This window comes from Streptomyces sp. BBFR102 (assembly GCF_051397025.1).
GTDB lineage: Bacteria > Actinomycetota > Actinomycetes > Streptomycetales > Streptomycetaceae > Streptomyces.
On the sequence record NZ_CP195757.1, the window covers coordinates 4,322,198 to 4,335,323 of the forward strand.

Consider the following 13,126-nt stretch of genomic DNA (forward strand, 5'->3'; position numbering starts at 1 on the left):
AGGAGGATAGTCACCGGCGTCCGGTTCCGGCCAAGTGGAACTTGCCCTCCCGGGGCGGGCCGGGGGTGGCCTCAAGCGCCGGCCGGGCTGATCAGGGTGGTGCTGGTCCGTTCCGACCTGGCGGTCAAGGACGGCCTCAAGCTCCGGCCGGGCTGGTTGTGGTGCGCGTCGGTGATGGCCTCAGGCGCCGGCCGGGCTGGTCGGCGTCATCAGTGGTCTAGGCATCCCGGTGCCGTAGCAAGGCGTACCCGGTGGCCAGCGCGGCGACCGCCCAGAGGGCCATGATGCCGAGGCCGCCCCAGGGGCCGTAGGGGGTGTCGTCGTTCAGGGGCGGGACGACCTGCATGATCTTGGAGCCGGCCTGGTCGGGGAGGTAGCGGCCGATCTTCTCGGTGGCGGAGACGGAGCCGAGGACGGAGGAGACGAGGAAGAAGAAGGGGACGAGGATGCCGAGGGAGAGCATGGGGGAGCGGAGCATCGCGGCGACGCCCATGGAGAAGACCGCCATGAGGGTCATGTAGAGGGCGGCGCCGACGACCGCCCGGAGGACGCCGGGGTCCCCGAGGGAGGCGGAGACGCTGCCGAGCAGGGCCTGCCCGAGGAAGAACGTGGCGAACGTCGTCACCAGGCTCACCAGCAGCGCCAGCGCCGTCGCCACCGCGACCTTGCCGAAGAAGAAGGTGCCCCGCTGCGGCACCGCCGCCAGCGACGTCCGGATCATGCCGGTGCTGTACTCGTTCGACACCACCAGCACCCCGAAGACGACCATCGCCAGCTGCCCGAGGCTCAGCCCGGCGAAGCTGATGAAGGTCGGGTCGAAGGTCAGCTGGGCGCGCGGGGAGAGATTGCCGTACTCGCTCCTGGACAGGGCGCTGATCAGCGCGCCGAGGCCGATCGTCACCACGGCGGCGAGGCCGAGCGTCCACACCGTGGACTGGACCGAGCGGATCTTGGTCCACTCGGAGTGGACCACCTGCGTCACGGCCATGTCAGCTCCTCCGCCGCTGCTCGGGACCGCCCCAGCCGGCGCCCCACCGCCCCTCGCCCGCCCCCGTCGCCCCGCCGCGTACCGCGCCCGGGTCGCCGTCGTGGGCGTGGTACTCGACCGACCCCGCGGTCAGCTGCATGAACGCCTCCTCCAGCGACGCCTGCTGCGGGCTCAGTTCGTGCAGCACCAGCCGCTCCCGGGCCGCCAGCTCGCCGAGTTCGGCGGCCGGCACCCCGTCGACCTCCACCGCGCCGTCCGGGCCCGCCGCCGCGGTGAACCCCGCCGCGTGCAGGGCGTCCAGCAGCCGCTCCCGTTCGGGGGAGCGCATCCGCACGTATCCGCGGGAGTTCTCCCGGATGAAGTCGGCCATCGAGGTGTCGGCCATCAGCCTGCCCTGGCCGATCACCACCAGGTGCTCGGCGGTCAGCGCCATCTCGCTCATCAGGTGCGAGGAGACGAAGACCGTGCGGCCCTGGTGGGCGAGGGACCGCATGAGGTTCCTGATCCAGTGGATGCCCTCGGGGTCGAGGCCGTTGACCGGTTCGTCGAACATCAGGATGCGCGGGTCGCCGAGGAGTGCCCCCGCGATGCCCAGCCGCTGCCCCATGCCGAGCGAGAACCCCTTGGCGCGCTTGTGGGTCACCGGGGTCAGCCCCACCGTGTCGAGCACCTCGGTGACCCGGGCGGCGGGAAGGCCGTTGGACTGCGCCAGGCAGAGCAGGTGGTGGTAGGCGGTGCGGCCGCCGTGCACTGCCTTGGCGTCGAGGAGTGCCCCGATCTGCCGCAGCGGGTCACGCAGCTCGGCGTAGTGCTGTCCGTCGATGCGTACGTCGCCCGCAGAGGGCCTGTCCAGCCCGAGGATCATCCGCATCGTGGTGGACTTCCCCGCGCCGTTGGGCCCGAGGAACCCCGTCACGACGCCCGGGCGCACCGTGAACGTCAGATTGTTGACGGCCACCCTCTCGCCGTACCGCTTCGTCAGCCCCGACAGCTCGATCATGCGTCGAGGCTACGGGCGGGGCCCACCCCCCGCTCCCGGGCTTGGCCCGGTTGCCGCAACCGGAGGCAGCGCGAAGCCCCCGCCCCGGACGGACCGGGACGGGGGCCAGAACCCGTGGCGCGCTCGGGTCAGCGGGACTGCTGGGCCGGGACACCGCGCGTCGCCGAGTCGTCCTCGGCGGCCGGGGCGCCCGCGGCCGCGACGGCGGCACCCGTGAGGGTGGCCAGCATCTCGCGGACGTTGGTGAGCTGGGCGTTGATCGAGTCGCGGCGGTTGGTGAGCGCCGCCAGCTCGCGCTCGGACTCGCTGCGGATGCGGTCGGCCTTGGCGTTGGCGTCGGCGACGATGTCCTCCGCCTGGCGCTGCGCCGTCTCCACCGTCTGGCGGGCGCGGCGCTCGGCGTCGGTCCGCAGCTTCTCGGCCTCCAGGCGCAGCTGCTCCGCCCGGTGCTCGATCTCCGCCAGGCGCTTCTCCGCCTTCGCCTGACGCGAGGCCAGGTCACGCTCGGACTGCTCGCGGCGCTTGGCCAGGTTGGTCTCGAAGTCCGCGGCGGCCTGGGCGGCCTTGGCGCGGGTCTCCTCGAAGAGGGCGTCCGCCTCCTCGCGCTTCGACTGGGCGTCCTTCTGCGCCTCGGCACGCAGCGCGTTCGCCTCGCCCTTGGCCTTCTCGACGATCCGGACGCCCTCGTCGTCCGCCTTCGCCTTCCGCTCGGTGGCGAACGACTCGGCGTCGTTGCGCACCTGCTGAGCGGCGGACTCCGCCAGCTCGCGGTGCTGCTCGGCGGCGCGGCGGGCCTCCTCGCGCAGGTCCTTCGCCTCCTCCTCGGCGAGGCGGAGGATCTTCTCTACCCGGGCGCCCAGACCGGCGTACGACGGCTCGGCGTCGGTGACCTGGGCCTGCGCGTTCTGCGTTTCGAGGTGCAGCTCCTCGATGCGCTTTTCCAGGGCGGTGATGCGGGTGAGGGCGCTGTCACGGTCGGAGACGAGCTTGGAGATGCGTTCGTCCACCTGAGCGCGGTCGTACCCACGCCGCACAAGCTCGAAGCCATAGGGGGAAGTGTCGCTCATGGGGTTCCTGTCGAATGGGACCGGTGAGGTGATAGAGGGAATCCTAGGGGCCAAAGCGGCGTGTCATCGAGCAGATGCCCGTTTGATCTGGAGAATGACACCCCTTTTGGGTGGTCAACGGCGGCAGCTCTTGCCAGAACGGCCCATAACAGGCCCATTACCGCACCTCCCGCACCCCCGTGTACGACTGTTCCACCCCCGTGGCCGGGGGTGGCCCCCCGGTGTGTGCTGTGACCGGGCCACCCGTCCCCGGCGGCCCCTCAGTTCTCGTTCTGCTTGCCACCCGAACGGGAACTCCCCGCCGAGGCCCCCGCCTTGACGCCCGTGCCGGAACCGCCCGGAGCGGCCTTGCCGGCCGGCTGGGACTCGAAGCCCTCCAGCGCCTCCAGCACGTCCTGGACCCGGGAGATCTCCTGGTTGATGTCGGCCTGGCGGCGCATCAGCACCTCCAGCTCGCGCTGGCCCTCGGTGACGATCCGCTCGGCCTCCTGTTCGGCCTCCCGCTTCACCTGCTCGGCCTCGCGGACCAGGGTGGCCTTCTTCTGCTCGGCCTCCTTGAGCAGCCCCTCGGCCTTGCGCACCGCGGCGATCCGCACCTTGCCGGCCTCCGAACCGGCGTCCGCCAGCAGCTCCTTGGCGTCGGCCCGGGCCTTCGCCTCCTGCTCCTCGGCCGCCTTGACCAGCGCGTCGCACCGCTCGCCGGCGTTGCGCATCGCCTCCGACGACTCGCGCCGCGCCCGGTCGTGCAGTTCCTCGATCTCCGCGGTGACCCGCTCGCGCAGTTCCTCGGTGCGCCCGCGGATCTCCGCCGCGTCCCGGCGGGCGCCCACCAGCAGTTCGTCGGCGTCGGTGCGGGCCCGCTCCACCAGGCTGTTGCCCTCCACGGTGGCCTCGGCGACCAGCCGCTCCGCCTCCGCGCGGGCCGCGCCCACCATGGAGTCGGCCCGCGACTCGGCCTCCGTCGTCGCCTTCAGCGCCGCCTGCTGCGCCTCGGCGGTCAGCTTCTCCGCCTCGGCGGACGTCTCGCTCAACAGGCGGTCGACCTGTTCGGCCGCCTCCGAGCGGCGCTTGTTGGCGTCGGCTCGCGCCTCGTCCAGCGTCCGGTCCGCCTCGGCGCGCGCCTGCGAGGTCAGCTCCTCGGCCGTGGCCAGCGCCCGCGACTCGACCCGCTCCGCCTTCTCGCGGGCCTGCGCGGCCCGCTCCTCGGCCGCCGCGACGGCGCGTGCCGCCTCGCCCCGCAGCCGCTCCGCCTCCTCGGCCGCCTCGGACACCGTCCGCTCGGCCTCGGCCCGCGCCTCGGCCCGGACCCGCTCCGCCTCCTCGGTGGAGCGCGCCCCCAGCGACTCGGCCTCCTCGGCCGCCTGCGAGACCAGCCGGTCGGCCTGCCCGGCCGCCTCGGTCCGCATCCGATTGGCGTCCTGCCGGGCCTCCGCCCGCGCCTTCGCCGCGTCCGCCTCGGCCGACGCCAGCGCGTCCGACGCCTCCGACCGCAGCCGCTGGGCGTAGCTCCCGGCGTCCGCGCGCAGCCGCTCCGACTCCGCCGTCGCCTCCGCGACCGCCGACTCGGCCAGCGCACGCGCCGTCTCCAGCTCCTCGGCCGCCTCCGCGCGCAGCCGCGCCGCGTCCTCGGCGGCGCGGTCCCGCTCCGCGTGCGCGTCGGAGCGGACCCGGTCCGCCTCCTCCTGCGCCTCGCCGCGGGTGCGCTCCGCGGCGTGCTCCGCCGCGGACCTGAGTCCCGCGATCTCCTCCTTCGCCTGCTCCTGGAGTCCCGCGACGGAGTCCCGGACCTGCTGCGCGGTCGTCTCGGCGGCCGACACCAGCTCGGTGGCGCGCGTGTCCGCCTCCTCGACCAGCCGCGCCGCCTCCGCCTCGGCCTCCTCGACGCGGGTACGCGCCGCGGCCAGCAACTCCTCGGACTGCTCGCGGGCCCGCTCGCGTTCCTGCCCGGCCTCGCTACGCGCCGACTCCAGCGCCTCCTCGGCCGAACGCCGCCGGCGGTCCGCCTCCTCCTGGGCCCGCTCCAGCGCTTCGGTGGCCTCCGCCTCCGTACGCTCCGCGGCGCTCGCGGCCTCCGCGCGCAGCCGGTCCGCCGTCTCCTGGGCCTCGGTCTTCAGCCGCTCGGCCTCGGTAGCGGCGTCGGCGCGCAGCCGCACCGCGACCGCCTCGCCCTCGGCCCGGGACGCCGCCGCCTCCTGGGCCGCGGTCGCGGTGAGCGCCTCGGCCTCCTCGACGGCCTGGTCGCTCAGGGCCCGCGCGCGCTCGGCCGCTTCCGTACGGGTGCGCTCCGCCTCCTCGGCGGCCTCCTTGCGGAGCCGGCCGGCCTCGGCGCGCGCCTCGGTCAGCGCCTCCTCGGCGGCGGTCACCCGCTGCTCGGCCTCCTCGCGGAGCCGCACCAGCTCGGCGTCGGCCTCCTCGCGGCGGGCCCGCACCGCCTCCTCGGTCTCTTCGCGCAGCTCCCGCGCGGCCCGCTCGGCCTCCTCGCGGGACCGGGCGGCGGACTCCTCGGCCTCCTCGCCCAGCTTGGCCGCCTCCGCGCGGGCCCGCTCCAGCGCCTCGTCGGCCTGTGTGCGCAGCGCCGCCGCGCGCTCGGCCGACTCCGCCCGGGTCCGCTCGCCGTCCGCCTCGCCGGCCTGGCGGGCCTCGGCGGCGTCCTCGCGGGCCTTGGTCAGCAGCTCCTCGGCGGTGCTGGCCGACTCCTCGATCTGCTGGAGGGCCTCGCGGCGCGCCTCGGACCGGATGCGCTCGCCCTCGGCGACCGCCTCGGCGCGCAGCTGCTCGGCCTCGCCACGCAGCCGCCGGGCCTCCTCCTGGAGCTCGACGGTCTTGGCGCGGTACTCCTTGGTGTCGTCCTTCGCGGCGCCCTTCAGCTCCTCCGCGAGGTCGTGCGCCTCGGCCCGCAGCCGGTCGGCCTCGGCCTCCGCCTCCGAACGCAGCCGCTCGGCCTCCTCGGACGCCGACCGCCGGGCCTCCTCCGCGTCCTTCGACGCCTTCTGGAGCACCTCCTCGGCGGTCCTGGCCGCCTTCGCCAGTGCCGCCGCCGAGTCCTCGGCCGCCGCCGCGCGGGCCTTCTCGGCCGCCTCGGCGCGTGTCTTCTCCGCCTCCGCGGCGGCCCGCTCACGCAGTTCCGTGGCCTCGGCGCGGACCGCCTCGGCCTCCTTGGTGGCCTCCTCGACCAGCCGGGCCACCTGCTCCCGCGCCGTCTTGGTCCGCTGCTCGCCGGCGGCCTCGGCGGCCGCCGTCCGCTTGGCGGCGGTGGCCTCCGCCTCGGTCACCAGCTTCTCGCTGCGCGAGGTCGCCTCGCGCAGCGCCGCGTCCGCCTCCGACATCCGCTGTTCGGCGGCCCGGGTCAGCTCCGCCGACCTGCGGTGCGCCTGGTCGGCCTCCGAGGCGGTCGACGTCCGCAGCTGCTCGGCGTGGTCGGTGGCCTCCTGGGCCTGCTGGGAGGCGGCGTGCAGCATCCGCTCCGCGTCGGCGCGGGCCCGGCGCAGCAGCGCCTCCGCCTCCGCGCGGGCGTTCTCGGTCTCCTCGCCGAGCCGCCGGCGGGCCTCCTCGGTGAGCCGCTGCGCCTCGGCGCGGGCCGCCGCCAGGGACTGCTCGGACTGCGCGCGGGACTCGTCGAGCAACCGCTGGGCCTGCGACTCGGAGCGGGCCCGGAGCTGTTCGGCCCAGGCGACGTTCTCGTTGACGTGGGACTCGACGGTGGCGCGGCGCTCGGCCAGTTCCTGGTCGAGCTGCTGGCGCCGGTTGACCGCCTCGGTGTGCAGCTCCGTCTGGAGGCGGGCCTGCTGCTCGGCGTGCTCCTGGAGGATGCGCTGGGTCTGGGCCCGGACCTCGCGCAGCTCGCGCTCGGCGTCGCTGCGCATCTGGTCGGCCTGGAGCTGGGCGTTCCGCAGCATCTGCTCGGCCTGGTAGCCGAGGTCCGCGGTGTCGTAGGAGTGGGGACGCGTCGCCAGCGTCCGTCGGGCCTCGTGCAGCTTGGCACGCAGAACCTCGACCTGGTAGCCGAGGTCCTCGGCGTGCTGAACGGCCTTCTCCCGGTCGGTCTTCAGCCGGTCCATCTCGGCTTCGAACCGAGAGAGGTGGTCGTCAGCTCGGTGGCGCTCCTGGCCTTCGTAGCCCCGCACTGCGCGGTCCCATCCGTCCCCTGGTCGCGAAAACTCCGAACAACCCCGTCCGCGGACGGACGAGGCTCCCGGGGGAAATGGTGTCAGACCGCTCGCGGGCCCGGACTGCCGCCCGGCGCTGCCGCTCTGAAACCCGGACCCCGGCCCGGCGGCCGTCCGCGTGGAAGCGACGGCCGCCCCCCAACCCTACCGGCCAATCAGGTGTCCGATCAGTGCTCCGCCGACTCCTCGGGTGCGGAGGTGACGAGTTCGGTCAGCACACCGTGGCAGTCCTTGGGGTGCAGGAAGGTGATCCGGGACCCCATGGAGCCCCTCCGGGGCTCGTCGTAGAGCACCCGGACGCCCTTGGAGCGGATGTCCGCGGCGTCCTGGTCGACGTCGGCGGTGCCGAAGGCGATGTGGTGCACACCCTCGCCGTTCTTGGCCAGCCACTTGCCCACCGCCGAGTCCTCGCGGGTGGGCTCCAGCAGCTGGAGGTAGGAGGCGCCGCCGTCGGAGGTCTCGTTGATCTTCAGCATGGCCTCCCGTACGCCCTGTTCCTCGTTGACCTCGGTGTGGAACACCTCGAAGCCGTAGGTGGAGCGGTAGAACTCGACGGTGGTGTCGAGGTCGTGGCAGGCGATTCCGATGTGGTCGATACGCGTCAGCATGGAGCCAGTGCAGCGCGCCCGGCCCGGTTACGCAACGTGCGCGCGATCACACCGTAAGCCCGGTGACCCCGGGGCGTACCGCTCAGTACATTGACGTAAACCCTCGTTCACTCCGCACCATTGATGCAAAGGGGCCCACGGCCATGACTGGAACCCAGAGCACCACCTCCGTGATCGTCGCCGGCGCGCGTACGCCCATGGGGCGGCTCCTCGGCTCGCTCAAGTCCTTCTCCGGCGCCGACCTCGGGTCGTTCGCCATCAAGGCGGCCCTGGACCGGGCCGGGATCGGCGGCGACCAGGTCCAGTACGTGATCATGGGCCAGGTGCTGACGGCCGGCGCCGGCCAGATCCCCGCCCGCCAGGCCGCCGTCAAGGCCGGCATCCCCATGAACGTGCCCGCCCTCACCATCAACAAGGTGTGCCTCTCGGGCCTGGACGCCATCGCCCTGGCCGACCAGCTGATCCGCGCCGGGGAGTTCGACGTGGTGGTCGCGGGCGGCCAGGAGTCCATGACCAACGCCCCGCACCTGCTGCCCAAGTCCCGCGAGGGCTACAAGTACGGCGCCGTCGAGATGCTCGACGCGATGGCCCACGACGGGCTCACCGACTCCTTCGAGAACATCGCGATGGGCGAGTCCACCGAGAAGCACAACACCCGCCTGGGCATCGCCCGCCCCGAGCAGGACGAGATCGCCGCCCTCTCCCACCAGCGCGCCGCCGCCGCCCAGAAGAACGGCGTCTTCGAGGCCGAGATCACCCCCGTGGAGATCCCGCAGCGCAAGGGCGACCCGGTCCTCTTCGCCAAGGACGAGGGCATCCGCGCCGACACCACCGCCGAATCGCTCGGCAGGCTGCGCCCCGCCTTCGCCAAGGACGGCACCATCACCGCCGGCTCCTCCTCGCAGATCTCCGACGGCGCCGCCGCCGTCGTGGTCATGAGCAAGGCCAAGGCGCAGGAGCTGGGTCTGGAGTGGATCGCCGAGATCGGCGCCCACGGCAATGTCTCCGGCCCCGACAACTCCCTGCAGTCGCAGCCCTCCAACGCCATCGCCCACGCGCTGGAGAAGGACGGCCTGGCCGTCGCGGACCTCGACGTCATCGAGATCAACGAGGCGTTCGCCGCGGTCGCCGTCCAGTCCATGAAGGACCTCGGCGTCACCTCCGAGAAGGTCAACGTCAACGGCGGCGCCATCGCGCTCGGCCACCCCATCGGCATGTCCGGCGCCCGCCTGGTCCTCCACCTCGCTCTGGAGCTGAAGCGGCGCGGCGGCGGCATCGGCGCGGCCGCCCTCTGCGGCGGCGGCGGCCAGGGCGACGCCCTGATCGTCCGCGTCCCCAAGAGCTGAACCCCGGCGCGGCCCGGCTCCCTGTACGAGGGGCCGGGCCGCGTCTTTGATGGGATCTGACCCTTGTCGTACGTCGTCAGGTGAACGGAGCAGCCATGCAGGACGTCCCCGCCCTCGTCGCCCAGGCCAGGCAGGGCAGGCCGCGGGCCGTGGCCCGGCTGATCTCGCTGGTCGAGGGGGCCTCGCCGCAGCTGCGGGAGGTCATGGCCGCGCTCGCCCCGCTCACCGGCGACGCCTACGTGGTCGGCCTCACCGGCTCGCCCGGCGTCGGCAAGTCGACCACCACCTCGGCGCTGGTCAGTGCCTACCGGGCGGCCGGGAAGCGGGTCGCGGTGCTCGCCGTCGACCCGTCCTCGCCGTTCTCCGGGGGCGCGCTGCTCGGTGACCGCATCCGGATGTCGGACCACGCCTCCGACCCCGGCGTCTACATCCGCTCCATGGCCACCCGCGGCCACCTCGGGGGCCTCGCCTGGGCCGCGCCGCAGGCCATCCGCGTCCTGGACGCCGCCGGGTTCGACGTGGTCCTGGTGGAGACCGTCGGCGTCGGGCAGTCCGAGGTGGAGATCGCCGCCCAGGCCGACACCAGCGTGGTGCTGCTCGCGCCCGGCATGGGCGACGGCATCCAGGCGGCCAAGGCCGGAATCCTGGAGATCGGCGACCTGTACGTGGTCAACAAGGCCGACCGGGACGGGGCCGACGCCACGGCGCGCGAACTCCACCACATGCTGGGACTCGGCGAGGCGCGCTCCGCCGGGGACTGGCGGCCGCCGATCGTCAAGACCGTGGCGGCCAGGGGAGTGGGCGTCGAGGAACTGGTCGAGGCCCTGGAGAAGCACCGGGGGTGGATGCGGGAGCGAGGGGTGGTCGGTGAGCGCCGGGCCGCCCGGGCCGCCCGGGAGATCGAGACGATCGCCGTCACCGCGCTGCGGTCGCGGATCGCCGATCTCGCCGGGGACGCCCGCATCGGGGCGCTGGCCGGACGGGTGGCCGCCGGGGAACTGTCGCCGTACGCCGCGGCGGACGCCCTGCTGGCGGAGGTCGCGCCGGGCACGGTCACCGGCGCCTGAGCACCCGGCCCCGGAGGCGTCCGCGGTGCCGGGGCCGACCGGTGGAGGCGGGCGGGGCCGAGGCCAGGGCGCGGTGGAGGGCCCCGAGCCGCCGGGACAGCTCCGGATGGCCGGGGAGCGGTGGAGAGGGGAGCGCGGCACGGATCTCGGGGGAGCCGGGCAGCCCGGCGCCGGCCGCGGTGGACAGGGCGTCCAGATAGGCGCCGGTGCGGGCGGCCTCCCCGGGCCCGGGGAGGCCGGGCGGGGCCAGCAGGCTCCAGGCGAGCAGGCGGCGCAGGGCCAGCAGGGTCGGGAAGAACTGGGCGGCGGTCCGGGTGCTCCGGATCTCCTCGGCGGGCACCGCGGCGTGCATCGTCCACAGCGCGCTCACCGCCTCCCACGCCCGCCCCAGGGACCGGGGATCGGCCGAACCGGTGAGCAGCCGGTCCCGCAGCGCAGGCGCCGACGCCGCGACCGCCCCCTGGACCGCCGCCCGCACCCGGCGGACGGGGACGCCCCGCACCAGGAGGGTGGTGAGCATTCCGAGGGCGAGGCCGAGGGCCACGTCGAGCAGACGGAACGTGGCGAGGTCGCCGAGGCCCGGCCTGCCCAGCGTGGCGGCGTTGGCGATCAGCAGGGCGACGGGGGTGCTCAGCATCGTCCGGGCGAAGAGCGAGGAGAGGGGCAGCCCCCGGTACAGGGCGTGGCCGGCCGAGGCCAGGACGACGGTCATCCAGACCCCGGGCTCGTAGGCGTGGAAGACGGCGGCGGTGAGCCCCACGCCCACGACGGTGCCGGCCAGCCGCCACCGGGTACGCCAGGTCGGCCGGCGCGAAGGACCGCCCTGGAGCGCTGCCGCCGCCCCCACCGCCACCCAGGCCGGATGCAGGACCGCCACCAGGGCCGCGATGGTGGTGCCGCCCGCCACCGCGAGGCCCACCCGCAGCGCGACGGCCGGGAACGGCGACGAGGGCGCGTACAGCCGCCGCAACTCCGCGACCAGCCTCCTGCGCGGCGGCAACGGCTCCGGCCACACCGCGGCGGCCTCGTACGGCGCGGCTCCACCGGGGTCCGCCTCCGGCACGGGCCACGGGTCGGGGAGGCGGCCCGCGCGTACGCGCTCGGCGGTGTCCGAGAGCCAGCGCGGCCACGGTCCGGGGACGGGGGCGCCGCCCTCGGTGAGGCTGTCCTCCACCACGTCGAGTACGCCTTCGAGGCGGACCAGCAGCGCGTGCAGTGCCTTCTGCCGGGCGTCGGGGGCCCGGGGCCGCCAGCCGGTCCGGGTCCCGTCCAGCGCCGACCAGGCCCGGTGGAGTGAGGAGCAGGCGGCCTGGCGGGCATCGGCGAGCGGGCCCTCAGGTCGGCCCGGCCCGGCCTCGGCCGCCGCCCGGGCGAAGGCCGCGACGGCCTCCAGCGCGGTGGAGGCCGCCCGCTGTTCCGGCCGGTGCGGGGCCGTGAACCTGTCCACCGCGCCCAGCAGCCAGGCGCAGCCGGCGCCGAGGGCGACCAGACCTGAGCGGACGGCGATCTCGGCGGGGCCGACCGGGGGCAGGAAGACGCCGAGGGCGGCCACGAGGATGACGAAGTAGCCCCCGGGCCCGCTCAGGTCCAGGGTGTCGACGTAGAGGGTGGCCGCCATCGCCACCAGGGAGAGCACCCCCACCATCGCCCAGGTGTGCCCGGCGGCGAGCGAACCGGCGAAGAAGGCCAGCACGAACCCCAGAGCGAGCAGTCCGGTCAGCAGGGCCCTGCGCGGGTAGGGGTCGCGGTTGCCGTAGGCGTCGAGGTAGCAGCCCATCGCGGCGAAGGCGCCGTACTCCAAGCCCCCCACCGCGGTGACGCTCCCGAAGGCGAGCGCGAAGGCGAGCAGGACCCGGACGGCGCGTCCCCGGTCGACAGGGGGCAGCCGGGGGAGCCGGCGTGGCCGGTGCGCCCCGTCCGGGGAGCGGATCACCAGATGGCCTGGGCGAGCGCCCCGCCCGCGAACGACAGGCCGAGGCCGAGGGCGACCGTGGCCAGCAGGTAGCCGCCGGCCCCGGCGACGCGCCGGGCGTCCGCCAGGGACAGCACCTCCTTGGAGAAGGTGGACCAGGTGGAGAGCGCGCCGCAGAAGCCGGTGGACAGCAGTGCCTGCCCCGGCGTGCCCAGTGCACCCTGGGTCCCGGCCTGGACGAAGAAGCCCAGGAGCAGGGCGGCGGCCATGTTGGCCAGGAAGGTGCCCCAGTGGAAGGAGGAGGGCAGCCGGGTGCGGGCCGCCACGCCGATCAGGTAGCGGGCGGGCGCGCCGACGGCGCCGCCGGCCAGGACGAGGAACCACTCACCCATCAGGCACCACCCTCGCGCCGGCTCTTCGCGACCCCGCCGGTGAGCACCAGGCGGGTCAGCGCCACCCCGAGGACGATGCCCACCAGGCAGGCCGCGACCGTCAGGAACAGGTAGCCGACGGCCATCAGCGGCTGGTCGTTCTCGATGAGCCGCCGGGTGTCGTCGGTGTACGAGGAGAAGGTGGTGAACCCGCCGAGCACCCCGGTGCCCAGCATCGGGTCGAGGAGCCGGGGGGCGCCGGTGAACCGCTCCTTGAGCGCGACGGTCAGCACGCCCATGGCGAAGCAGCCGACGACGTTGATCAGCAGCGTCGTCCACGGGAAGGCGGCCATGCCCTGGTGCCACAGCAGGGAGGCGTCGGAGCCGTTACGCCAGATGCGGCCCGCGCCGTAGCGCAGGACGGCCCCGGCGGCTCCCCCGAGCGCGACCACGGCGACCACCGGAATCTGTGAGCCGGGTGAGTGATCAGGGTGTGGATGGAGGTGCGTACGTCCCAAAAGGTGCATATCGTCACGCTAGTCGGTGTGTTTCGCCCGGCTACGTCGCCCTGCCGGGGTCCCAGCGACCGCACCCCGTTCGG

Annotated in this window: 10 protein-coding genes; 2 read left to right on the forward strand and 8 right to left on the reverse strand. The window is 74.5% G+C overall.

From position 1 onward, the window contains the following. Positions 1–217: 217 nt before the first annotated feature. The 5 genes from ACSLIC_RS19335 to mce form a co-directional block, all read right to left on the reverse strand. A complete protein-coding gene (locus tag ACSLIC_RS19335) occupies positions 218–988 on the reverse strand; it encodes an ABC transporter permease (RefSeq protein ID WP_436738966.1) in 771 nt (256 codons plus the stop codon). A gap of 1 nt (position 989) precedes the next feature. After that, the gene (locus ACSLIC_RS19340) at positions 990–1,988 is read right to left on the reverse strand and encodes an ABC transporter ATP-binding protein (protein ID WP_436738967.1); all 999 of its coding nucleotides are present in this window, start codon (positions 1,986–1,988) and stop codon (positions 990–992) included. Positions 1,989–2,116: 128 nt separating this feature from the next. Beyond that, positions 2,117–3,055 carry a cellulose-binding protein gene (locus ACSLIC_RS19345; RefSeq protein WP_436738968.1) on the reverse strand — a complete coding sequence of 313 codons (939 nt, stop codon included), beginning with the start codon at positions 3,053–3,055 and terminating at the stop codon, positions 2,117–2,119. 260 nt (positions 3,056–3,315) lie between these two features. After that, positions 3,316–7,179: a polarized growth protein Scy gene (gene scy, locus ACSLIC_RS19350; RefSeq protein ID WP_436738969.1), complete on the reverse strand. Its 3,864-nt coding sequence runs from the start codon at positions 7,177–7,179 to the stop codon at positions 3,316–3,318. 209 nt (positions 7,180–7,388) lie between these two features. Then, the gene (gene mce, locus ACSLIC_RS19355; protein WP_436738970.1) at positions 7,389–7,829 is read right to left on the reverse strand and encodes a methylmalonyl-CoA epimerase; all 441 of its coding nucleotides are present in this window, start codon (positions 7,827–7,829) and stop codon (positions 7,389–7,391) included. A 143-nt stretch (positions 7,830–7,972) separates the two neighbouring features. Here mce and ACSLIC_RS19360 point away from each other — a divergent pair, with 143 nt between their 5' ends. Both ACSLIC_RS19360 and meaB read left to right on the forward strand, forming a co-directional pair. Further along, positions 7,973–9,175, forward strand: a complete 1,203-nt coding sequence (locus ACSLIC_RS19360; protein WP_436738971.1) for an acetyl-CoA C-acetyltransferase — start codon at positions 7,973–7,975, stop codon at positions 9,173–9,175. A 95-nt stretch (positions 9,176–9,270) separates the two neighbouring features. Continuing rightward, positions 9,271–10,242, forward strand: a complete 972-nt coding sequence (meaB, locus tag ACSLIC_RS19365) for a methylmalonyl Co-A mutase-associated GTPase MeaB (RefSeq protein WP_436738972.1) — start codon at positions 9,271–9,273, stop codon at positions 10,240–10,242. Here meaB and ACSLIC_RS19370 read toward each other — a convergent pair. From ACSLIC_RS19370 to ACSLIC_RS19380, 3 genes are read right to left on the reverse strand one after another with little or no spacing between them, the layout of a single operon-like run. After that, positions 10,229–12,175, reverse strand: a complete 1,947-nt coding sequence (locus ACSLIC_RS19370; protein ID WP_436738973.1) for an FUSC family protein — start codon at positions 12,173–12,175, stop codon at positions 10,229–10,231. The genes meaB and ACSLIC_RS19370 overlap by 14 nt on opposite strands. Continuing rightward, positions 12,172–12,546, reverse strand: a complete 375-nt coding sequence (locus ACSLIC_RS19375) for a fluoride efflux transporter FluC (RefSeq protein ID WP_436738974.1) — start codon at positions 12,544–12,546, stop codon at positions 12,172–12,174. Before ACSLIC_RS19375 ends, ACSLIC_RS19370 begins: the two co-directional genes overlap by 4 nt. Then, positions 12,546–13,052 carry a fluoride efflux transporter FluC gene (locus ACSLIC_RS19380; RefSeq protein WP_436738975.1) on the reverse strand — a complete coding sequence of 169 codons (507 nt, stop codon included), beginning with the start codon at positions 13,050–13,052 and terminating at the stop codon, positions 12,546–12,548. Before ACSLIC_RS19380 ends, ACSLIC_RS19375 begins: the two co-directional genes overlap by 1 nt. Between the last annotated feature and the right edge of the window lie 74 nt (positions 13,053–13,126).